The organism is Pseudomonas sp. RC2C2 (genome assembly GCF_018390435.1).
In the GTDB taxonomy this organism is placed as follows: domain Bacteria; phylum Pseudomonadota; class Gammaproteobacteria; order Pseudomonadales; family Pseudomonadaceae; genus Aquipseudomonas; species Aquipseudomonas donghuensis.
In genome coordinates this window covers 820,779-839,687 of the sequence record NZ_JAHBAX010000002.1, presented here as the reverse complement: position 1 = coordinate 839,687, position 18,909 = coordinate 820,779, and the positions used below count along the sequence as shown (strand labels likewise).

Sequence of the window (18,909 nt, the reverse complement as noted above, 5' to 3'; positions counted from 1 at the left end):
GCCAGTCTAGCCACAGTGCCCGGCAGGACCTTGACGGCAATCAAGGTCGCTCACTGCATCAGCTGCGCGAAAGAAAGGAACTGCACGTTGTCGTGCTTGTGCAGCTGTTGCTCGCATTCCACCACCGCCAGGCCATCGGCCCAGCAGGCAGCGCTGAGCATTGCCGAGCTTTGTTGTGGGTGCAGTTGTACGCTGGACTGGCCGTTGGCCTCGGGCAACAAGCGGGCCCGCAGGTACTGGCGGCGCTTGTTGCGTTGCAGCCAGTCGAAACCGGCTGGCAGCGCCAGCGGTCGGGGCAACACATCGCGCACGCCCTGGGCGCGCAACAGGAACGGCCGTACCACCACCAGCGCGGTAATCAGCGCCGCTGCCGGGTTGCCGGGCATGCCGATCCACGGCCGGCCCGCCACCTCGCCAAAAGCCAGAGGCTTGCCCGGCTGGATCGCCAGACGCCAGAAGTCGACACTGCCCAGGTCCTGGATGGCCTGCTTGAGGTGATCTTCCTCACCCACCGAGACGCCGCCGGAGGTCAGCAGCAGGTCGCATTCAGACGCGGCCAGATTCAGCGCGTGCTTGCTGGCCGCCAGTTCGTCGGCCATCACCCCGTAGTCGTGCACCTCCACGCCCCAGCCTTGCAGCAAAGCCATCAGGCAATAGCGGTTGCTGTTGTAAATCTGCCCAGGGGCCAGGGGTTGACCGGGTTCGCGCAGTTCGTCGCCGCTGCTCAGCAAACCGACGCGCAAGGGCCGATGGACCTCGACCCAGGCCACGCCCGAAGCGGCCAGCAGGCCCAGCTCCTGGGCACGCAGGCGCTTGCCGGCCTGCAGCAACAGATGGCCTTCGCGCACCTCCTCGCCAGCCTTGCGCACGTGGTCGCCAAGGCCGGCGGCGGGTAGCCAGACCTGCTCGCCTTCCACCCGGCATAGCTCCTGGGGCGCTACCGTGTCGGCACCCGGCGGCAAGGGTGCACCGGTGAAGATCCGCACCGCCTGCCCAGGTTGCAACGCGGTGCTGGCCTGCTGGCCGGCGGCGATGCGCCCGGCCAGGCTCAGGCAACCGCCAGCAGCTGGCAGGTCGGCCACCCTGAAGGCAAAACCGTCCATGGCGCTGTTGTCCCAGCCCGGCAGACTGCGCGGGGCATGGATATCAACCGCCAGCACCCGGCCCAGGGCTTTGTCCAGCAACGCCATCTGCGCAGCCGGTGGCGGTGGCGCCTGCTCGAGCAAATGGCGGATGGCCTGGTCGACCGGGATCAACTTGCCGCTGTCGCATACCCGCCCGCTCATGGCCGCGCCCCACAGGCCTCAATGGCCTGCCCGGCCTGGGCCTTGAGGTGCGGGGCGAAATTGCACGGGCCGGTACGGCTGTCGAGCTGGCCATGCAGGATCTGCGTCCAGGCGGTGCGACAGGCGCCGGGCGAACCCGGCACGCAGCACACCAGCACGCCATTGCTCATCCCCGCCAGGGCACGAGACTGCAGGCTGGACATGCCGATTTCGGCCAGCGACACCTGGCGGAACAACTCGCCAAAGCCTTCGACGTGTTTATCCAGCAATGGCTGCACCGCTTGCGGGGTGTTGTCGCGGGCGGTAAAACCGGTGCCGCCGGTGGTCAGCACCACCTGTACCCTGGGGTCGGCGATCCAGCGCGAGAGGGTCGCGCGGATCTGGTAGATATCGTCCTTGACCAGGTCGCGCTCGACCAGCACATGCCCTGCTGCTTGCAGCAGGTCGATGAGGGTCTGGCCGGAGCTGTCGGTGTCGTAGGTGCGCGTGTCGCTGATGGTCAGCACGGCGATGTTCAGGGGTTCAAACGTGCGTTGTGCCAAATGGGCCATGGCCTGGGCTTCCCGTGAAAGGTGGATGGGCCCAAGCCTGAACCTAAAGCCTGGACGAACCTATTCCTCCTTGGAGGTATCTCTTCGGGCTCACGGCGCCAGGCGCTGGCGCGTCCACTGCCCACCCTGGCAGCGATAATCGAGACGGTCATGCAGGCGATCGGCGCGGCCCTGCCAGAACTCCATGCGTTCAGGCCTCAGGCAATAGCCGCCCCAATGCTCGGGGCGACGCAGCGGCTGCTCGACGAAGCGGCGGATGGTCTGCGCCAGCAGCGCCTGCAGTTCGCCGCGGTCGGTCAACACCCGGCTTTGTGGTGAAGCCCAGGCGCCCAGGCGACTGGCTTCGGGACGCGAATCGAAGTAGGCATCGGATAACTGCGGATCGAGCCGCGTCACCGGCCCCTCAATTCGTACCTGGCGCTCCAGCCCCGGCCAGAAGAAGGTCATCGCCGCATAGGGGTTGGCCGCCAGTTCCTGGCCCTTGGCACTCTGGTAGTTGCCGAAGAAGGTAAAGCCCTGCTGGTCAAAGCCCTTGAGCAGCAGCACCCGGCAGTGCGGCCTGCCCAGGCTGTCGACGGTGGCCAGGTGCATGCTATTGGCCTCCACCGGCTCGCGCTCGGTCTCGCGGGCCTGTTGCAGCCACTGCGCAAACAGCGGCAGCGGTTCGAGCGGCGCCGCCTCCTCCTGCAGGCCACCGAGGGTGTAGTTACGGCGCATCTGGGCAAGGGACAGCGGCATGGCAGTGATCTCCTGGGAAGTTGTACGCAGTCTGTAAGCTGCGACACCGGCAGGCCTTGATCACCATCAACGCTCCGAGTGTTACTTGAGGCGCAAGCGCCTGGCCAGTTTGTGCAGGTTGCTCGGGTCGACCGCCAACAGCCGCGCGGCACTGGCCCAGTTATCCCCGCTCAGGCGCAGCGCCTGGGCAATGGCCTGGCGCTGGCAGGCATCGACGGCGTCGCTCAGGGAGGGATGCGCCAAGCTGGCGGCAACCGGTTGATCCGCCAGCGGCGCCACTGCCGGCGCGCTATCGAGGTCGAGCACCTCCGGCTCCAGGGTAATGATCAGGCTACGGCTGCCTTCGCGGCTCAATTGCTTGAGCGCGGCGCGGCTGATCACATGCTCAAGCTCACGCACGTTGCCCGGCCAGTGGTAGGCCAACAGCGCCCGCTCGGCCGCCGTCGACAGGCGCAAACCGCGCAGCCCCAGACGGGTGCGGTTGAGTTCGAGGAACTGCCCGGCAATCATCAACACATCGTTGCCGCGCTCGCGCAACGGTGGAATCGGTAGCGGGTACACCGACAGGCGATGGTAGAGGTCGGCGCGAAACAGGCCGTCGCGAATGCTGTCGGGCAAATGCCGGTTGGTCGCGGCGATGATGCGCACATCCACGTGCAGCGGCTTGTCGGCGCCCAGGCGCTGGATCTCGCCGTTTTGCAGGGTGCGCAACAGTTTGGCCTGTACGCTCAGGGGCAGCTCGCCGACTTCATCGAGAAACAACGTACCGCCATTGGCTGCATCGAAGCGCCCGGCGCGGTCGCTGCTGGCGCCGGAGAACGCGCCTTTGACATGGCCGAACAGCTCGCTCTCGGCCAGCGACTCGGGCAAGGCCGCGCAGTTGACCTGGATCAGCGGCTTGTGGCTGCGTCGCGACAGGCGATGCAGGCGGCGGGCGAACAGCTCCTTGCCGACCCCGGTCTCGCCCAGCAGCAATACCGGCAGATCGGCGTCGGCCAGTACTTCAATCTCGTTGAGCAACTGCTGCAACACCGCACTGTGACCGAGGATCTCGCCCTCTTCCACAGGCCTGCGCAGGTCCTGGGGCTCGCTGCGCGACAGGCGCAGGCTGCGGTTCTCCTGCTCCAGGCGGGTGACCCGCAAGGCAGCCTCGATCTGCAGGGTGCAGCGCTTGAGTTCATCGCGGGCATCGCTGCCGAAGGTCCCGGCCTTAAGCGCATCGAGGGTGATCGCGCCCCAGACCTGGCCTTCCACGTAGAGGCTGACGCCCATGCAGTCGTGAACGGCCAAGGGCTCATGCAGCGCGGTTTCGAGCAGGCCATCGTAGGGGTCCGGCAGGCGGCTGTCGGGCTCGAACCAGGTCGGCTCGCGCGAGGCCATGATCGCTGCCAGGCGCGGATGCTGGGCGATCACGAAGCGCCTGCCGAGGGCTTCGTGGACCAGGCCGACACAGGCCAGTGGCCGCAGGCTGTCGCCTTCGAGCCGGAGCAGGCCGACGGCACCGCAGTTGAAGTATTCGCGCAGCGTCTGCACCAGACGCTGCAAGCGCACGGCATTGGGCAGCTCGACGATCAGGTCGGCGGCAAGGCTTTCACGCAGCATGGTAGTCATCACCCTCTGTGGTTATCGCTACCCTGAGGTATTCGGGTGAATTTCACCACATCCACAGCAACGGCCCTTGATTTCGGGCAATTAAAGCTGGCATGGGCGATGCAATGGCCCTGGGGAACCTTTGCCAACAGACCAGGAGCCCTGATGAACCCGACACTCTCCCCGGCCGAACTGATTGCCTACATCCTCTCCCGCTACCACGACCGCCACCGCCAGCAGTTGCCGGAACTGATCCGCCTGGCCCGCCGTGTGGAGCAGGTCCACGGTGGCCATGACCATTGCCCCAACGGCCTGGCCGATCACCTGCAGGACATGCAGCAGGAACTTGAAGGGCACATGCTCAAGGAAGAACAGGTGCTGTTCCCCTTGCTGCAACGGGGCATGGGCCGCCAGGCCGGTGCGCCGATCCAGGTGATGCGCCTGGAGCATGATCAACATGGCCAGGCGCTGGAGCGCTTGAGCTTGCTGACCAACGAAATAACCGCGCCGGAGGGCGCCTGCAACACCTGGCGCACCCTGTACCGCGGGCTGGAGGAGTTTCGCGAGGATCTGCTGCAGCATATTCATCTGGAGAACGATGTGCTGTTCGTCAACGCACTGGCTTGATGGCTGGCCTTTGTGGGAGCTGGCCTTGCCCGCGGCCGTAATTCAGACGCCACTTGATGTGCTGGCTGTACCGGCCTCATCGCGGGTCAAAGCCCGCTCCTACAAGTAGTGCCCGCCTTAGTACGGCGCAGGCTAGTGCCAATAGAACATCGCCTTGGCCAGGATCACGATCACCAGCATATGGCCAAGAATGCTGCAGCGGATCCAACGCGCCCGCCCCTGGCTCAAGCGTCCGCGTTTGAGCCAGAACGCCAGCAACAGGTAATGACCAATGATGCTCAGGGCCAGGACGATCTTCAGGCTCAGCAGGCTGGCAAAGCTGCTGGCCAACGGCTGGCTCAAGGCCGCGCGGTGATGCCAGGCCAGGCCAACACCGGCGCCATACAGCAGCAACACCACGCCATGCAGCACCTTGCGCGAACGCACCGACAGCGCCTGGTCGACCCCGGCCTGCGCCGCAACCGGCACATGCCGGCGCGCCGCTTGCCAGATGAGCACTTCGAAAAACAGCGTGCCGATAAAGGCGATGGCCGCCAGTAGATGAATCACCAACAAATACGGATACAACATCCTTCGCCTCCAGGCGCTTAACCAGGATGCCCGTCAACCCGGGCGCGCAGCAGCATCGGTGCATAGCGCCAGGTATACACGGCAAACGCCAGCCCCCAGCACGCCCCGGCCAGCCACAAGCCCGCCATCGGCATCCACGGCACCAACAGCACCCGGCTGAGCGCAGCCAGGTTGAGCAGAGCGAACGCCAGGGTCATCCCCGCCGGCGGCTGCAACGCCCGCCCGGTATGACCCAGGCTGACCCGGGCAATCATCGCCAGGATCAACCCGGCCATGGCGCCGATAGTCAGGCAATGCACCGCCAGGCTCGGGTTCAACGACACGCCGAAATGCCACAGGGCCATGCCCAGGCAGGCCAGGGCCAACCAGCCGTAGGCCAGGTGCAACGACCACAGCAGCGGCACCTGCCAAATCCCGCGATCGTGCCAGCGCCACAGGCGCACTACATGCCCGAGCGCCAGGGCGGCAAACAGCAGGCCGACCCCGGCATTGGCCGTCAGGGCAGGCCCTGCCGCATACAGCACCGCTACCAGCGCCGACCCCGCCAGCAACAGCCAGTCGAGCCAGGGCCAGGGCACTACCGCCTCGGTCCGACCCAAGCCGCGCTGGGTGAAGAACGGAATCACCCGCCCGCCAATCAGGCCCATCATCGCCGCCACCAGCCAGATGCCGCCGAGCACGCCCTTGCGCTGCCAGCCATCGTGGCCTTGCACCAGGCCATACACCGCCAGGCCATCGACCGCCGTCAACAACAGCAAGACCATCACTATCGGGTAGTTGCGCTTTTGCCGTACCTGCCACAGGGTGCTGCCCATCAACACCGCCACCAGCAACGGGAAGCCCAGTTCCAGCAGCGCCAGCAACGGCCAGGGCGCATTCGCCAGCCACGCCACCCGCCCGGCCAGCCACAGTAGCGCCAGGCCCGCCAGCGGCTTGCCACTCAGCCCCGGTTGCCCGGTCCAGGTCTGCACCGCCGTAAGCAAAAAGCCGGCGATGATCGCCAGGCCGAAACCGAACACCAGTTCATGCCGGTGCCAGGCCAGCCAACCGCCGGCCGGCTGCCAGGTGCCAAGGGCGCCGTTCAGCGCCGCCAGCCACAGCGGTATCGCCAACACTGCCAGCGCACAGCCAGCGAGGAACAACGGCCGGAACGCCAGGCGCAAGAGTGGCACGATGGCCAGCGCTTTACGGCGATCAAGTACTTGCATCAAGCCTCTCCTTACCTTGTTGCCGGGTCGTACTGAGCCCGGCCTCATCATCTGCCATCGGCAGGCTGCCACCCTTGTCGCACGTCAAGGCGCGCGGCGTGCAACGGCGTAGGCTGCCAATCGCTGTTGAATACGCCAGTGCAAGGGTTGTGCCCTGGCGTGATTGCGGGCTGAAGCAGGAGAAACAAGGGTAAAAATAACCCTGTAACGGTCAATTTCACCCAGGCGCCGTGGGTATTTTTCACCCTCAAGTATCAGCACGCCATACAACCCGGGGCTTGCCGCCTGGCCCGGCTCTTGCTCGACGCCTACATCCAGGTTCGAGCCCCACCCCTTTTCCGCTTGAGGATGAAATGCCATGGTGCTTCACCGCGTCCACCACCAGATCCTGCGTACTCACCACCTGTTCGAGCCCTTGAACGACGAGCAGCTCGATGAATTGATGGGCAGCAGCCAACTGCTCAGCGTCGACAAGGGCGAGCCGCTGTTCCGTCAGGGCGAGCCGGCCGAGGCGTTCTACTTCGTGATTGCCGGTGCGGTGAAGATCTACCGTTTGACCCCGGACGGCCAGGAGAAGGTCTTCGAAGTCATCGGCCCGCGGCAGACCTTCGCCGAAGCGATGATGCTGATGGACACGCCCAATTATGTCGCCTCGGCCGAAGCGGTCGGGCAAACGCAGCTCTATCGGCTCTCGACCAGCACCTACATGCGCCTGCTGCAGAGCAACAGCCGGCTGACCTTCGCCCTGCTCGGCAAGCTCTGTGTGCGCCTGCACCAGCGGGTCAATGAAATCGAGACGTTGTCGCTGAAAAATGCCACCCACCGGGTGGTGCGCTACCTGTTGACGCAACTGATGCACGCCGAGCCGGTGCAGCGCCAGTTCGAACTGCCGATGGCCAAGCAACTGATAGCCGGCCACCTGTCGATCCAGCCGGAGACCTTTTCAAGGATCATCCGCCGCCTGATCGATGAAAAGATCATCACTCAGGACGGTCGGCGCATCGCCATTCTCGATCGGCCGCGGCTGGAGCAATTCGAATGAATGCCCTGCCGGTATGCCTGTACTGCGAACACACCAATCCCGCCAAGGCCAGCACCTGTGAGCACTGCGGCATGCCGCTGCCCGCTACCGCAGCATTGGCCGGTGCGCGACAACAGTTGCGCTTCCTGTGGTTCTGCATCGGCCTGACGCTGTTCTGTGTGGCAATGGTGTTCTGGTTGCCGCGCTAAGGCTGGGTCAACTGCCGATACAGCTGCGGCAAACGCTGCGGCAGTTGCTCAGGCTGGTGTATCAGGGCGTAGCCGTTGCTGCCGAACATGTACGGCAGGTAGGCACCGGCCTTGCGGTCGATGGTGATGCAAAAGGGTGTCAGGCCCAGGCGCCGGGCTTCACGCACCGCTTCGCGGGTGTCTTCAACGCCATATCGGCCTTCGTAAAGGTCCAGGTCATTGGGCTTGCCATCGCTGAGCAGCAGCAACAGCTTGCGCTGTCGCTTACGGCCACCAAGCACTTGGCTTGCCTGGCGAATCGCAGCGCCCATGCGCGTGTAGTAACCCGGTTTGAGCCCCTGGATCTTGCCGCGCGTGACATCGTCATAGCGCTGATCGAACGCTTTGAGTTGCTGCATGCGCACCTGCTGGCGACGCAACGAAGAAAACCCGTACAGGGCAAACTCATCCCCCAGCGTCGACAGGGTTTCGCCGAACAGCAGCAGGCTGTCGCGGATCACGTCGATCACCCGCTGCTCATCGTTCAAGTGGGCGTCGGTGGACATCGATACATCAGCCAGCAACAGGCAGGCAAGATCGCGGAGAACGCGGCGCTGCTCCAGGAACAGGCCACGCTCGGCGCACTGCCCATGCACACGTTCGACATGAAAATCCAGCCAGGCCTGCAGGTCAGGTTCGCTGCCCTGGGGCTGCTGACGCAACCACTGGCGATCCGTGCGCAGGTGCTCGAACTGCCGGCGCAGGCGCCGTGCCGGGCCTTGCAGCCGCGCCGGTAGCGGTTGGGGCATGCAATCACGCGGTTCGAGCAACTGCAGGTTGACGAAACCGGCTTGCAGGCGGCCTTGGCGATAGTCCCATTCCGGCAACTTGATGCCTGCACCCAGGGGGATGTCGTCGACGTCCGCCGGCGGCAGGTCCAGGTGCAGTTTCAGGCCACCACCCTTGCGGATACGGGTGCGCGACAGGGTCAATTGATCGAGGTCTTCGGCCACCCGGGCAGCGTCCGGGTCCTGGCTATCGTCCTCCCAGCGGTCGAGGTCGACGTGTTCGGTCCAACTGAACAGGTTCTCCAGGCGCACGATCAACAGGCCGCCCTTGGCCGGGCTGTCATCGACACGGCTGGCGCGTTTGCGTCCGCCCTGCTGCTGGCCGGGGGTGTTGGGCAGCTCGTTTTGCGCGTCTTCAAGGTCACCCGCCTGAGGGCTGGCAAGGTGCAGCGGCGGATACAACCACAGCGGCAGCGGCCAGGCCGCCCGTTCACTGCGCGGAAACACCTCGACGCTGCCCGGCTCGCGCAGGGCCTGGCGCAAGGCGCGTTCAAGCAGCGCAGCATCCGGGCTTAGCGAGGCCGGATCCGGGCGCAGTTGCAGGTGCGCATCGACCAGCCGTTGGTAGCGGCCCGCCAACCCCGGAAAGCGTTGCAGCAGCTCACGCGTCCAGCGCTGGTTGTCCCGCCCCCAGTGGCGCATCGGCCCCGATTGCGCCGCGAGCAAGGCCAGCCAGCGATACAGCTCTTCGTTCAAGGCAGCGTCGGGGAACACTGCCAGGTGCGCCGGCAAGCGCACGTTGTGCGCGTCACACCAGGCCAGCGGCGCCTGCTTGCAGGTGCCGGCGATCTGCTGCAACAGGCTGCGGCGCAGCAGCAGGTCACGCTCGCTGGCGGCCTCCACACCGATGCCGCCCGCCCCGCCCATGGCCCTGAACAACAGCGCCAGGCGCCGTTGCCTGGGGGCCAGTTCGACCCCTGCCTCGGGGAAATCGACACTCGCCCGGCGGGTAATGAAACGATGCCAGAGACTGCCGACCCATTCTTCCAATTCGACCGTGAAGGCCATGCTGCCTCCTGTGTACAACGCAGAAAGCGACCCGCTGCATCAGCCGGGCCGCAGGTGTTCAAACACTAATGCCGTTCACGAAGGCACTACCCTGGCCGGTGCGCGCAAGGCGGCGCGGCCACGCTGGCGAAAACTCAGCAGGTAGCACAACAGCCCCGCGAGAAAGCCCACGCCGCTGACCAGCCGCGCCCAGAACAGCCCGCGCAACTGATCGGTGGTGGACATGAACGGCAAGGCGCTGCCATCTTCGGCCCAGCGCTGCAACAGCACCTGGACCACGCCGGCGGCGGTGAGCAGCAAGGTGATCATCACCATCGACAGGGTCATCAGCCAGAAGCCCCACACCTCAAGGGTCTGCGAGCGCTCATCGGCGGCCTCGCCGAGCCCGCGCAGGCGCGGCATGGCATAGCTGATCAAGGTCATGACGATCATTGCGTAGGCGCCGTAGAAGGCCAGGTGGCCATGGGCGGCGGTGAGCTGGGTACCATGGGTGTAGTAGTTGACCGGCGCCAGGGTGTGCAGGAAACCCCAGACGCCGGCGCCGAAGAACGCCGTGACCGTGGTGCCCTTGGCCCACAGGGTGGCGGCGCGGTTGGGGTGCTGGCGGCGGCGGTTTTTCACCATGCTGAAGGCGAACATGACCATGGCCAGGAACGGCAGCGGCTCCAGTGCCGAGAAGATCGAGCCGACCCACAGCCACACCTCGGGCGCACCGATCCAGAAGAAGTGGTGGCCGGTACCGATGATGCCGGTAATCAACGCCATGGCGATGATCACATACAGCCATTTTTCCACCACCTCGCGGTCAACCCCGGTGATCTTGATCAGCACGAAGGCCAGCATCGAGCCCATGATCAGCTCCCACACGCCCTCGACCCAAAGATGCACCACCCACCACCAGTAGAACTTGTCGCGGGCAAGGTTGCCGGGGTTGTAGAAGGAGAACAGGAAGAACACCGCAAGGCCGATCAGGCCGGTCATCATCACCATGCTCACGGTGGTCTTGCGGCCTTTGAGCAGGGTCATGCCGATGTTGTAGAGAAAGCCCAGGCAGACCACGACGATGCCCAGCTTGGTGATGGTCGGCTGCTCGAGGAACTCGCGGCCCATGGTCGGCAGCAGCTCGTTGTGGGTCAGCCGCGCAAGGCCGGCATAGGGCACCAGCAGATAGCCGAGGATGGTCAGCACACCGGCGGCGGCGAACACCCAGAACAGCAGGATCGCCAGCCTTGGGCTGTGCAGCTCGCGGTCAGCTTCTTCCGGCACCAGGTAATACGCCGCGCCCATGAAGCCGAACAGCAGCCAGACGATCAGCAGGTTGGTGTGCACCATGCGCGCCACGTTGAACGGAATGGCCGGGAACAGGAAGTCCCCGATCACGTATTGCAGGCCCATGATCAAACCGAACAGCACCTGGCCGAGGAACAGGATCAGGGCGAACACGAAGTAGGGTTTGGCAACGGCCTGGGAGGCAAATTTAAGATGCGGATTGGCAACGTTCATCACTCAGCCCTCCTGGTTTGGCGGCCAGCCATTGGTGTTGATGTTCGAGCTCCATTTGAGGAATTCGGCGATGTCGTCGACTTCCTGTTCGCTCAGGTTGAACTGCGGCATGGCCCGGCGGCCGGGCACGCCCAGCGGCTGCATCTTCATCCAGGCATGCATGAACGGCTTGAAGCCTTCTTCGCCGCCACGGCGCTTGAACACATTGCCCAGCTCCGGCGCAAAGTACGCGCCCTCGCCCAGCAGCGTGTGGCAGCCGACGCAGTTGTTCTGCTCCCAGACCGTCTTGCCGCGCACCACCGCGTCGGTCAATTGCGCGGCGTTGCTGCGTTCGGGAAAGGTCTGTTCGGTGTGGTAGGTCAAAGCCAGGAATATCAGGAAGAAGAACACGCTTCCCCCGAAATAGATGTTCCTGGCCATGCCCTTGGTGAAGGTCTCTGACATGGTCGCTTCCTCATTGCTTGGCCTGGCCATGATAGAAAGCGCGGGGTAAAAACCTGCTTGATGGCGATCAAGAAACGCCGATGGTTTTACTCAGGTATTAGCGACCAGGCTCAGGCCCACCAGCGCGGCCAACACCAGGGCCCAGCTCAGCAGCAACCAGCGCCAGCGCTGCGGACCGTGGCGCAGTTCCATGAAGCCATCGGTGATCAACCAGGCCTTGGCCACCGCCAGCAGCAGGATCAGCGCGCCCTGGCCGAGCATCACCGTGCCCAGGCTCAGGCATGTCAAGGCAAGCCAGCACAGCAGCAGGAATATCGATGTCGGCATGCGCCCTCCTCACCCGAGCAGGTAAACCAGCGGGAACAGCAACACCCAGACCAGATCGACCATGTGCCAGTACAGCACCCCGGATTCAAAGCCGCTGCAGGTGCCCGGGCCAAGGCTGCGACGCCAGGCCATCTGCGCCAGCCAGGCCAGGATCAGCATGCCGAGCAGGACATGGAGAAAGTGAAAGCCGGTGAGGATCCAGTACAAGGTGAAGAAAGTGTTGTGCTCGATGCCCAGCCCGGCGCCGAGCAAGTGGCGGTATTCGCCGAGCTTGAGCGCCACATAGACACTGGCCACCAGAAAGGCGGCCAGCAGCAACACTGCCGCCCGCCGCGACCGGTGCTTGCGCACCTGCACCTGGGCCAGCGCCGCCAGCAGCCCGGCGCTGAGCAGGCTCAGGGTCATCGCCAGGCCGGTGGAGCTGTCGAGCAAGGCGCGGCTGGTGGCGAACAGCTGCGGCTTGAGTTGCCGGGTCACGGCAAAGGCCAGGATCAGGATGGCGAACACCGAAAGCTCGGCGAGGATGAACAGCCACATCGCCAGGTCGCCCGGCAGTTGCCGGGGCATTGGCTCAAGGGAAGTGGACATCGACCACGTCCATCAACGCCGCGACCGTCAGCGGGTCATCGGTGAGCGGCTCGGCCAGGCAGGCCAGGCACGCTTCTCGCGGGTGCATGCCGGCAGCGATCATGCGCGCGGTAAAAATCAGCAGGCGGGTCGAGGCCACCTCTTCCAGGTCGTGTTGGTCCAGGCGGCGCAGCGCCTGGCCGAGCTTGACGATCTGGTTGGCCAGGGCGCCATCGACCCCGGCCTCACGGCGTACGATGTGCGCTTCTTCGGCTGCGGGCAGGTAGTCGAAGCGCATCGCCACGAAGCGCTGGCGGGTGCTGGGCTTCATACCCTTGAGCAGGTTCTGGTAGCCGGGGTTATAGGACACCACCAGCATGAACGACGGCGGCGCCTGCAACACTTCGCCGGTGCGTTCGAGAAACAGCTCGCGGCGGCCATCGGCCAGCGGGTGCAACACCACCACCGTGTCCTGACGCGCCTCGACCACTTCGTCGAGGTAGCAGATGCCGCCTTCGCGCACCGCACGGGTCAGCGGGCCGTCCTGCCACCAGGTGCCCTGGGCGCCGATCAGGTGGCGGCCGACCAGGTCGGCGGCGCTGAGGTCATCGTGGCAGGCCACGGTGTGCAGCGGCAGGTGCAGGCGCTGGGCCATGTGCTGGACGAAGCGGGTCTTGCCACAGCCGGTGGGGCCTTTGATCAGCACCGGCATGCCGTGGCGCCAGGCCTGTTCGAACAATGCCCGTTCGTTGCCGTGCGCTTGATAGAAGGGTTCGCAGCGAGGTTCTGTGAGGTCCATGGCTTACCTGGGTAGACAGCGGGTTCGACCACCACGCTAAGAGCCCCTGCGACAACCTGGCAAGCACCATGGCCGGCAAACTTGATCGCCGTCAAGCGGTCCGCGGCCTGCTCCGGCATAGCCTTTCCCGGCACCAAGAACCTGCGCTCTGTCCTGGCGTTCCAGCACATCGCAAAGGTCTAGCCTGAGGAGAGAAGGAATGCTGATCAGTAATCGAAAAACCTTTGCCCTGAGCCTCGCCAGCCTCTGTTCGGCGCTGGCGCTGGCGTTGCCCACCAGCGTCGGCGCCGAGCAGAAAAGCGCTGCCGCGCAACCGGCCATGGTCACCACGGCCGGCGCGCCGGACATGACCCAGGCCGATTTCGATGCCGCCAAGGAGATCTACTTCCAGCGCTGCGCCGGTTGTCATGGCGTGCTGCGCAAGGGCGCCACCGGCAAGCCGCTGACCCCGGACATCACCCAGGCCCGTGGCCAGGCCTACCTGGAAGCGCTGATCAGCTATGGCTCGCCAGCCGGTATGCCGAACTGGGGCACCTCCAACGCGCTGACCAAGGCGCAGATCACCAGCATGGCCCAGTTCATCCAGCACACCCCGCCAACGCCGCCGGAGTGGGGCATGGCCGAAACCCGCAACACCTGGAAGCTGCTGGTCAAGCCCGAAGACCGCCCTACCCGCCAGCTGAGTACGCTCAACCTGCAGAACCTGTTCTCGGTGACCCTGCGCGATGACGGCAAGATCGCCCTGATCGATGGCGACAGCAAGCAGATCGTCAAGCTCATCGAGACCGGCTACGCCGTGCACATCTCGCGGATCTCGGCGTCCGGCCGTTACCTGCTGGTGATCGGCCGCGACGCGCGCATCGACATGATCGACCTGTGGCCCAAAGAGCCGACCAAGGTCGCCGAGATCAAGGTCGGCATCGAGGCGCGCTCGGTGGAGACCTCCAAGTTCAAGGGCTTCGAAGACAAGTACACCATCGCCGGTTCCTACTGGCCGCCGCAGTTCACCATCATGGACGGCGAGACCCTGGAGCCCAAGCAGATCGTCTCGACCCGCGGCATGACCGTCGACAAGCAGGAGTACCACCCCGAGCCACGAGTGGCGGCGATCATCGCCTCCCACGAATGGCCGGAGTTCATCGTCAACGTCAAGGAAACCGGCAAGGTCATGCTGGTCAACTACGAAGACATCAAGAACCTCACCATCACCAGCATCGACGCGGCGCCGTTCCTGCATGACGGCGGCTGGGACAGCAGCCACCGCTACTTCATGACGGCGGCCAACAACGCCAACAAGGTCGCGGTGATCGACTCCAAGGAGCGCCGCCTGACTGCCCTGGTCGACGTCGGCAAGACTCCGCACCCCGGCCGTGGCGCCAACTTCGTGCACCCGCAGTTCGGCCCGGTGTGGGCCACCAGCCACCTGGGCGATGCCGGCATCTCGATGATCGGCACCGACCCGCTCAAGCACCCGCAGTACGCCTGGAAACAGGTCGGCTCGCTCAAGGGCCAGGGCGGCGGCTCGCTGTTCATCAAGACCCACCCCGACTCGCGCCACCTGTACGTCGATACCACCCTCAACCCGGACGCCAAGCTCAGCCAGTCGGTGGCGGTGTTCGACATCGACAAGCTCGACGCCGGCTACAAGGTGCTGCCGATCGCCGAGTACTCGGGGATCAAGCAAGGCGCCCTGCGCGTGGTCCAGCCCGAATACAACAAGGCCGGTGACGAGGTGTGGTTCTCGGTATGGAACGGCCAGACCGAAGAGTCGGCGCTGGTGGTGATCGACGACAAGACCCTGGCGCTCAAGCAGGTGATCAAGGACAAGCGGCTGATCACGCCAACCGGCAAGTTCAATGTCTACAACACCCAACACGACATTTATTGAGCTTCATCAACGCAAGGAGTCGTCATGAAAAATACCCTGCTGTCACTGTGCACCCTGGCCGCTGCGTTGAGCCTGCAAACGGCCCTGGCCGATGACGGGCTGGCGCTGTTCCAGAGCAAGTCCTGCGTTGCCTGCCATGCCGTCGACGCCAAGCTGGTAGGCCCGGCGCTCAAGGACGTGGCGGCCAAGAACGCCGGCGTCAGTGGCGCCGCCGACACCCTGGCCAGCCATATCAAGAACGGTACCCAAGGCAACTGGGGGCCGATCCCGATGCCGGCCAATGCGGTCAGTGATGATGAAGCAAAACAGTTGGCCAACTGGGTCTTGAGCCTCAAGTAACCCACCCAAGGAGGGCGTCATGAAAACTCACCGCGCTGTTATGTGCCTGGCGGCCCTCCTGCTCTGCCCCCCCGTTTTCAGCGCGCCTGACGCCCTGCGCCAGGCGCAGCTCAAACACCTGCTGGCCCAGGACTGCGGCGCCTGCCATGGCCTGCACCTGACCGGCGGCCTGGGCCCGGAACTGACCCCGGCGGCCCTGGCCGGCAAACCCCGTGACGGCCTGATCGCTACCGTGCGCCTGGGCCGCCCCGGCACCGCCATGCCCGCCTGGGAGGCGCTGTTGAGCGCCGACGACATCGGTTGGCTGGTCGATCACCTTGTGCAAGGAGCCCCCGCCCCATGATCCGACGCGTACTGATACCCGCCACCTGCGCACTGCTGGTGTCCGCCTGTACCCAGGCGCCGCCGCGCGGCAGTGGCGACCTGGGCCTGGTGGTGGAGCGCGCCAGCGGTAGCGTGCAAATCATCGAAAGCACCGCGGGCAAGGCCCTGGCGCGGATCGACGGGCTGGGCGATTTGTCCCATGCCTCGGCGGTGTTTTCCCGCGATCAACGTTATGCCTACGTGTTCGGCCGCGACGGCGGCCTGAGCAAGCTCGACCTGCTCGAACAACGCATCGACAAACGCCTGATCCAGGGCGGCAACAGCATCGGCGGTGCGATCAGCCAGGACGGCAAGCTGATCGCGGTGTCCAACTATGTGCCCGGCGGGGTCAAGATCTTCGATGCGCACAGCCTGGAACTGGTCGCGGACATTCCCGCCACCCTGCTCGCCGACGGTAAAAAGCGCTCGCGGGTGGTCGGCCTGGTGGACGCGCCCGGCCAGCGCTTCGTGTTCAGCCTGTTCGACAGCGGCGAGATCTGGAGTGCCGATTTCAGCCTGGGCAACACGCCGAAGATCACCCGCTTTGCCAATATCGGCCAGCAACCCTACGACGCGCTGATCAGCGCCGATGGCCGCTATTACATGGCCGGCCTGTTCGGCGAAGACGGCATGGCCCAGCTTGACCTCTGGCACCCTGAGCGCGGGGTCAAGCGCGTGCTCGGCGACTATGGTCGCGGCCAGGAAAAACTGCCGGTGTACAAGATGCCGCACCTGGAAGGCTGGGCGCTGGCCGACAACCAGGCCTTCGTCCCGGCGGTGGGACGCCATCAGGTACTGGTGATGGATGCCCGCACCTGGCAGCAGACCGACGCCATCGCCGTCGCCGGGCAACCGGTGTTTGTCACCGCGCGCCCGGACGGACGCCAGCTGTGGGTCAACTTTGCCTACCCGGACAACGACCGGGTGCAGGTCATCGATACCGAGAGCCACGCCCTGGTCGCCGACCTCAAGCCAGGCCCCGCCGTGCTGCACATGGAGTTCACCGCCCGCGGCGACCAGCTGTGGCTGTCGGTACGTGACGGCAACCAGGTGCAGGTCTGGGACCCGTACAGCCTCAAGCGCCTCGCCACCCTGCCGGCCGCGGCCCCCAGTGGCATCTTCTTTAGCAGCCGCGCCCAGCAGATGGGGTACTGAGATGCCGCTACTCGCCCTTGAACAGCGCCTGATCGAACGTTTCCAGCATGGCATGCCGATCTGCGCCGAGCCCTACCTTGAGATGGCCCAGGTGCTGGACTGCAGCGAAGCGCAGGTGATTGCCTGCCTGCAGCAGATGGCCGAGTGCGGCAGCCTGTCGCGCATCGGCCCGGTGTTCGATCACCACCGCGCCGGCGCCAGCACCCTGGCTGCCTTGGCCGTGCCTGCCGAACGCCTGCAACAGGTGGCCGAACGCGTCAGCCAGTACCCCGAGGTCAACCACAACTATGCCCGCGAGCATCACTACAACCTCTGGTTCGTGCTGACCGGGCCGGACCGCCCGCACCTGCAGCGGGTGCTCGACGAACTGGAAGCCGACACCGGCCTGACCCCGCTGGACCTGCCGATGCTCACCGCCTACCGCATCGACCTGGGCTTCGCCCTGGGAGACGCACCATGAGTTGCCCGCTCGATTCCACGCAGCGCCTGGCCCTGCGACGGTTGCTCGAAAGCGGCCTGCCGTTGCTGCCCCGGCCTTACCAGGCCCTGGCGCAGCAGATCGGTGCCCAAGAGCAGCAGGTAGTGGCGCAGCTCGACCAGTGGCAGCAGCAAGGCCTGTTCCGCCGCCTGGGCCTGGTGCTCAATCACCGCGCCCTGGGCTTTACCGCCAACGCCATGCTGGTGCTGGACATCCCCGATGCGCTGATCGACGAAGTCGGCCAGCGCCTGGGGCGCGAGCCGCAGGTCAGCCTCTGCTACCAGCGGCCGCGGCGCTTGCCGCAGTGGCGCTACAACCTGTTCTGCATGGTCCATGGCCGCCAGCGCGAGCGGGTCGAGGCGCAGATCGCAGGGTTGCTCGAACGGCACCAGCTCAGCGACCTGCCCTATCAACTGCTGTTCAGCACCCAGGCGTTCAAACAATGCGGCGGCCGCTTCGCCCCTGTTGGAGCCCGCCCCCATGGATGAACTCGACCGTCGCCTGATCAACCGCCTGCAACTGGGCCTGCCGCTGGTGCCTCAGCCCTGGCAGGTGCTGGCCGAGGAGCTGGGCAGCAGCAGCGAGCAGCTGCGCGAACGCCTGCAACGCCTGCTCGACGACGGCACCCTGACCCGCTTTGGGCCGATGTTCGACATCGAGCGCCTGGGTGGTGCCTTTACCCTGGCGGCGCTGAAGGTCCCCGAGGCGCGCTTCGAGGCCGTCGCCGCGGTACTTGCGGCCATGCCTGAAGTCGCCCACAACTACCGACGCGAACACCCCTGGAACATGTGGTTCGTGCTCGGCTGCGCCAGCCTCGAAGCCCTCAACGACGCGCTACGGCGCATCGAACAGGGCACCGGCCTGGCCCCACTGAACCTGCCCAAGGAGCAGACTTACCATGTCGGCTTGTACTTCCCGGTCTGAACAGGCCCTGGCCCTGCGCCTGGTGGAACTGACCCAGGCCGGCCTGCCGCTGGTCGACGACCCATGGGCCTGGCTGGCCGAACAGTTACAGCTGAGCGTCGAGGCGACCCTGGCGCTGCTCAAGCGCCTGCAGGCCGACGGCGCCATTCGCCGCATCGCTGCCGTGCCCAACCATTACCGCCTGGGCTATCGCTTCAACGGCATGACCGTCTGGGATGTCGACGACGCGCAGATGCCCCGCCTGGGCCGGCTTATCGGCGCCCAGCCCTTCGTCAGCCACTGCTACCGGCGCCCGCGCAGCGGCGACTGGCGCTACAACCTGTTCGCCATGGTCCATGGCCGCAGCGCCACCGAAATCGACAGCTACCGCGAACACCTGCGCTACCTGCTGGGCGATGCCTGCCGGGCCGACGACATGCTGGTGAGCAGCCGCATTCTGAAAAAAACCGGTTTACGCCTACCCACCGGCCCCTGAACCAAGGAGCGT

22 protein-coding genes and 1 pseudogene are annotated in these 18,909 nt (G+C 65.3%); 11 read left to right on the top strand and 12 right to left on the bottom strand.

The window, feature by feature from the left end:
• Positions 1-50: 50 nt before the first annotated feature.
• The 4 genes from KHO53_RS22515 to norR form a co-directional block, all read right to left on the bottom strand.
• Positions 51-1,286, bottom strand: a complete 1,236-nt coding sequence (locus tag KHO53_RS22515; RefSeq protein ID WP_213570895.1) for a molybdopterin molybdotransferase MoeA — start codon at positions 1,284-1,286, stop codon at positions 51-53.
• Positions 1,283-1,837: a molybdenum cofactor biosynthesis protein B gene (gene moaB / locus KHO53_RS22510; RefSeq protein ID WP_213570894.1), complete on the bottom strand. Its 555-nt coding sequence runs from the start codon at positions 1,835-1,837 to the stop codon at positions 1,283-1,285. The genes KHO53_RS22515 and moaB overlap by 4 nt, the downstream gene beginning before the upstream one ends.
• A 90-nt stretch (positions 1,838-1,927) precedes the next feature.
• Positions 1,928-2,575: a pyridoxamine 5'-phosphate oxidase gene (gene pdxH, locus KHO53_RS22505; protein ID WP_036995879.1), complete on the bottom strand. Its 648-nt coding sequence runs from the start codon at positions 2,573-2,575 to the stop codon at positions 1,928-1,930.
• An 81-nt stretch (positions 2,576-2,656) separates the two neighbouring features.
• On the bottom strand, positions 2,657-4,177 hold the full coding sequence (norR, locus tag KHO53_RS22500; protein ID WP_213571262.1) for a nitric oxide reductase transcriptional regulator NorR: 1,521 nt from the start codon (positions 4,175-4,177) through the stop codon (positions 2,657-2,659).
• A gap of 174 nt (positions 4,178-4,351) precedes the next feature.
• On the opposite strand from norR, the pseudogene KHO53_RS22495 reads away from it, so the two are divergent.
• Positions 4,352-4,792 (top strand): annotated as a pseudogene (locus tag KHO53_RS22495) (hemerythrin domain-containing protein); the annotation flags it as partial.
• Positions 4,793-4,924: 132 nt separating this feature from the next.
• Here KHO53_RS22495 and KHO53_RS22490 read toward each other — a convergent pair.
• Positions 4,925-5,362, bottom strand: coding sequence for a CopD family copper resistance protein (locus KHO53_RS22490; RefSeq protein ID WP_010221927.1), 438 nt, complete (start codon positions 5,360-5,362; stop codon positions 4,925-4,927).
• 17 nt (positions 5,363-5,379) lie between these two features.
• The gene (locus tag KHO53_RS22485; protein WP_213570893.1) at positions 5,380-6,570 is read right to left on the bottom strand and encodes an NnrS family protein; all 1,191 of its coding nucleotides are present in this window, start codon (positions 6,568-6,570) and stop codon (positions 5,380-5,382) included.
• Positions 6,571-6,928: 358 nt separating this feature from the next.
• Between KHO53_RS22485 and KHO53_RS22480 the strand changes: the two genes are divergently transcribed.
• Both KHO53_RS22480 and KHO53_RS22475 read left to right on the top strand, forming a co-directional pair.
• Entirely contained in the window at positions 6,929-7,612 is a 684-nt protein-coding gene (locus KHO53_RS22480) for a Crp/Fnr family transcriptional regulator (RefSeq protein WP_100782683.1), read from the top strand.
• Positions 7,609-7,800: a hypothetical protein gene (locus tag KHO53_RS22475; RefSeq protein ID WP_010221924.1), complete on the top strand. Its 192-nt coding sequence runs from the start codon at positions 7,609-7,611 to the stop codon at positions 7,798-7,800. The genes KHO53_RS22480 and KHO53_RS22475 overlap by 4 nt, the downstream gene beginning before the upstream one ends.
• On the opposite strand, the gene KHO53_RS22470 is transcribed toward KHO53_RS22475, so the two are convergent.
• From KHO53_RS22470 to KHO53_RS22445, 6 genes are all read right to left on the bottom strand, one after another.
• Positions 7,797-9,635, bottom strand: a complete 1,839-nt coding sequence (locus tag KHO53_RS22470; protein ID WP_213570892.1) for a nitric oxide reductase activation protein NorD — start codon at positions 9,633-9,635, stop codon at positions 7,797-7,799. The two genes, KHO53_RS22475 and KHO53_RS22470, sit on opposite strands and share 4 nt — an antisense overlap.
• A 75-nt stretch (positions 9,636-9,710) precedes the next feature.
• A complete protein-coding gene (locus tag KHO53_RS22465) occupies positions 9,711-11,138 on the bottom strand; it encodes a cbb3-type cytochrome c oxidase subunit I (RefSeq protein ID WP_010221922.1) in 1,428 nt (475 codons plus the stop codon).
• A gap of 3 nt (positions 11,139-11,141) precedes the next feature.
• Entirely contained in the window at positions 11,142-11,582 is a 441-nt protein-coding gene (locus tag KHO53_RS22460; protein WP_010221921.1) for a c-type cytochrome, read from the bottom strand.
• Between the two features lie 90 nt (positions 11,583-11,672).
• On the bottom strand, positions 11,673-11,909 hold the full coding sequence (locus tag KHO53_RS22455; RefSeq protein ID WP_036995882.1) for a cytochrome C oxidase subunit IV family protein: 237 nt from the start codon (positions 11,907-11,909) through the stop codon (positions 11,673-11,675).
• A gap of 9 nt (positions 11,910-11,918) precedes the next feature.
• A complete protein-coding gene (locus KHO53_RS22450) occupies positions 11,919-12,497 on the bottom strand; it encodes a cytochrome c oxidase subunit 3 (protein ID WP_213570891.1) in 579 nt (192 codons plus the stop codon).
• Complete coding sequence (locus tag KHO53_RS22445) at positions 12,481-13,275, bottom strand: CbbQ/NirQ/NorQ/GpvN family protein (protein WP_036995884.1); 795 nt, start codon at positions 13,273-13,275, stop codon at positions 12,481-12,483. Before KHO53_RS22445 ends, KHO53_RS22450 begins: the two co-directional genes overlap by 17 nt.
• A 199-nt stretch (positions 13,276-13,474) precedes the next feature.
• Between KHO53_RS22445 and KHO53_RS22440 the strand changes: the two genes are divergently transcribed.
• From KHO53_RS22440 to ahbB (KHO53_RS22405), 8 genes are read left to right on the top strand one after another with little or no spacing between them, the layout of a single operon-like run.
• Positions 13,475-15,163, top strand: a complete 1,689-nt coding sequence (locus KHO53_RS22440; protein ID WP_010221917.1) for a nitrite reductase — start codon at positions 13,475-13,477, stop codon at positions 15,161-15,163.
• 24 nt (positions 15,164-15,187) lie between these two features.
• The gene (locus KHO53_RS22435) at positions 15,188-15,502 is read left to right on the top strand and encodes a c-type cytochrome (protein WP_010221916.1); all 315 of its coding nucleotides are present in this window, start codon (positions 15,188-15,190) and stop codon (positions 15,500-15,502) included.
• Positions 15,503-15,521: 19 nt separating this feature from the next.
• Entirely contained in the window at positions 15,522-15,845 is a 324-nt protein-coding gene (locus KHO53_RS22430; protein WP_010221915.1) for a c-type cytochrome, read from the top strand.
• Positions 15,842-17,020 (top strand): cytochrome D1 domain-containing protein, encoded by a 1,179-nt coding sequence (locus KHO53_RS22425; protein ID WP_213570890.1) that lies wholly within the window; start codon positions 15,842-15,844, stop codon positions 17,018-17,020. The genes KHO53_RS22430 and KHO53_RS22425 overlap by 4 nt, the downstream gene beginning before the upstream one ends.
• Position 17,021: 1 nt before the next feature.
• Positions 17,022-17,480 (top strand): Lrp/AsnC family transcriptional regulator, encoded by a 459-nt coding sequence (locus KHO53_RS22420; protein WP_213570889.1) that lies wholly within the window; start codon positions 17,022-17,024, stop codon positions 17,478-17,480.
• Entirely contained in the window at positions 17,477-17,986 is a 510-nt protein-coding gene (gene ahbB / locus KHO53_RS22415; RefSeq protein ID WP_213570888.1) for a siroheme decarboxylase subunit beta, read from the top strand. Before KHO53_RS22420 ends, ahbB (KHO53_RS22415) begins: the two co-directional genes overlap by 4 nt.
• On the top strand, positions 17,979-18,422 hold the full coding sequence (locus KHO53_RS22410; protein WP_100782680.1) for an Lrp/AsnC family transcriptional regulator: 444 nt from the start codon (positions 17,979-17,981) through the stop codon (positions 18,420-18,422). The genes ahbB (KHO53_RS22415) and KHO53_RS22410 overlap by 8 nt, the downstream gene beginning before the upstream one ends.
• Positions 18,397-18,897 (top strand): siroheme decarboxylase subunit beta, encoded by a 501-nt coding sequence (gene ahbB / locus KHO53_RS22405; protein WP_213570887.1) that lies wholly within the window; start codon positions 18,397-18,399, stop codon positions 18,895-18,897. The genes KHO53_RS22410 and ahbB (KHO53_RS22405) overlap by 26 nt, the downstream gene beginning before the upstream one ends.
• Positions 18,898-18,909: the final 12 nt, after the last annotated feature.

Bases quoted from the DNA above. Each gene is read 5' to 3' on its own strand.
- KHO53_RS22445 (WP_036995884.1), bottom strand. From the start codon at position 13,275: ATGGACCTCACAGAACCTCGCTGCGAACCCTTCTATCAAGCGCACGGC.
- KHO53_RS22435 (WP_010221916.1), top strand. From the start codon at position 15,188: ATGAAAAATACCCTGCTGTCACTGTGCACCCTGGCCGCTGCGTTGAGC.
- ahbB (WP_213570887.1), top strand. From the start codon at position 18,397: ATGTCGGCTTGTACTTCCCGGTCTGAACAGGCCCTGGCCCTGCGCCTG.
- KHO53_RS22455 (WP_036995882.1), bottom strand. From the start codon at position 11,909: ATGCCGACATCGATATTCCTGCTGCTGTGCTGGCTTGCCTTGACATGC.
- KHO53_RS22490 (WP_010221927.1), bottom strand. From the start codon at position 5,362: ATGTTGTATCCGTATTTGTTGGTGATTCATCTACTGGCGGCCATCGCC.
- KHO53_RS22470 (WP_213570892.1), bottom strand. From the start codon at position 9,635: ATGGCCTTCACGGTCGAATTGGAAGAATGGGTCGGCAGTCTCTGGCAT.
- KHO53_RS22440 (WP_010221917.1), top strand. From the start codon at position 13,475: ATGCTGATCAGTAATCGAAAAACCTTTGCCCTGAGCCTCGCCAGCCTC.
- norR (WP_213571262.1), bottom strand. From the start codon at position 4,177: ATGCTGCGTGAAAGCCTTGCCGCCGACCTGATCGTCGAGCTGCCCAAT.
- KHO53_RS22420 (WP_213570889.1), top strand. From the start codon at position 17,022: ATGCCGCTACTCGCCCTTGAACAGCGCCTGATCGAACGTTTCCAGCAT.
- KHO53_RS22430 (WP_010221915.1), top strand. From the start codon at position 15,522: ATGAAAACTCACCGCGCTGTTATGTGCCTGGCGGCCCTCCTGCTCTGC.
- ahbB (WP_213570888.1), top strand. From the start codon at position 17,477: ATGAGTTGCCCGCTCGATTCCACGCAGCGCCTGGCCCTGCGACGGTTG.
- KHO53_RS22425 (WP_213570890.1), top strand. From the start codon at position 15,842: ATGATCCGACGCGTACTGATACCCGCCACCTGCGCACTGCTGGTGTCC.
- KHO53_RS22410 (WP_100782680.1), top strand. From the start codon at position 17,979: ATGGATGAACTCGACCGTCGCCTGATCAACCGCCTGCAACTGGGCCTG.
- moaB (WP_213570894.1), bottom strand. From the start codon at position 1,837: ATGGCCCATTTGGCACAACGCACGTTTGAACCCCTGAACATCGCCGTG.
- KHO53_RS22460 (WP_010221921.1), bottom strand. From the start codon at position 11,582: ATGTCAGAGACCTTCACCAAGGGCATGGCCAGGAACATCTATTTCGGG.
- pdxH (WP_036995879.1), bottom strand. From the start codon at position 2,575: ATGCCGCTGTCCCTTGCCCAGATGCGCCGTAACTACACCCTCGGTGGC.
- KHO53_RS22480 (WP_100782683.1), top strand. From the start codon at position 6,929: ATGGTGCTTCACCGCGTCCACCACCAGATCCTGCGTACTCACCACCTG.
- KHO53_RS22515 (WP_213570895.1), bottom strand. From the start codon at position 1,286: ATGAGCGGGCGGGTATGCGACAGCGGCAAGTTGATCCCGGTCGACCAG.
- KHO53_RS22475 (WP_010221924.1), top strand. From the start codon at position 7,609: ATGAATGCCCTGCCGGTATGCCTGTACTGCGAACACACCAATCCCGCC.
- KHO53_RS22450 (WP_213570891.1), bottom strand. From the start codon at position 12,497: ATGTCCACTTCCCTTGAGCCAATGCCCCGGCAACTGCCGGGCGACCTG.
- KHO53_RS22465 (WP_010221922.1), bottom strand. From the start codon at position 11,138: ATGAACGTTGCCAATCCGCATCTTAAATTTGCCTCCCAGGCCGTTGCC.
- KHO53_RS22485 (WP_213570893.1), bottom strand. From the start codon at position 6,570: ATGCAAGTACTTGATCGCCGTAAAGCGCTGGCCATCGTGCCACTCTTG.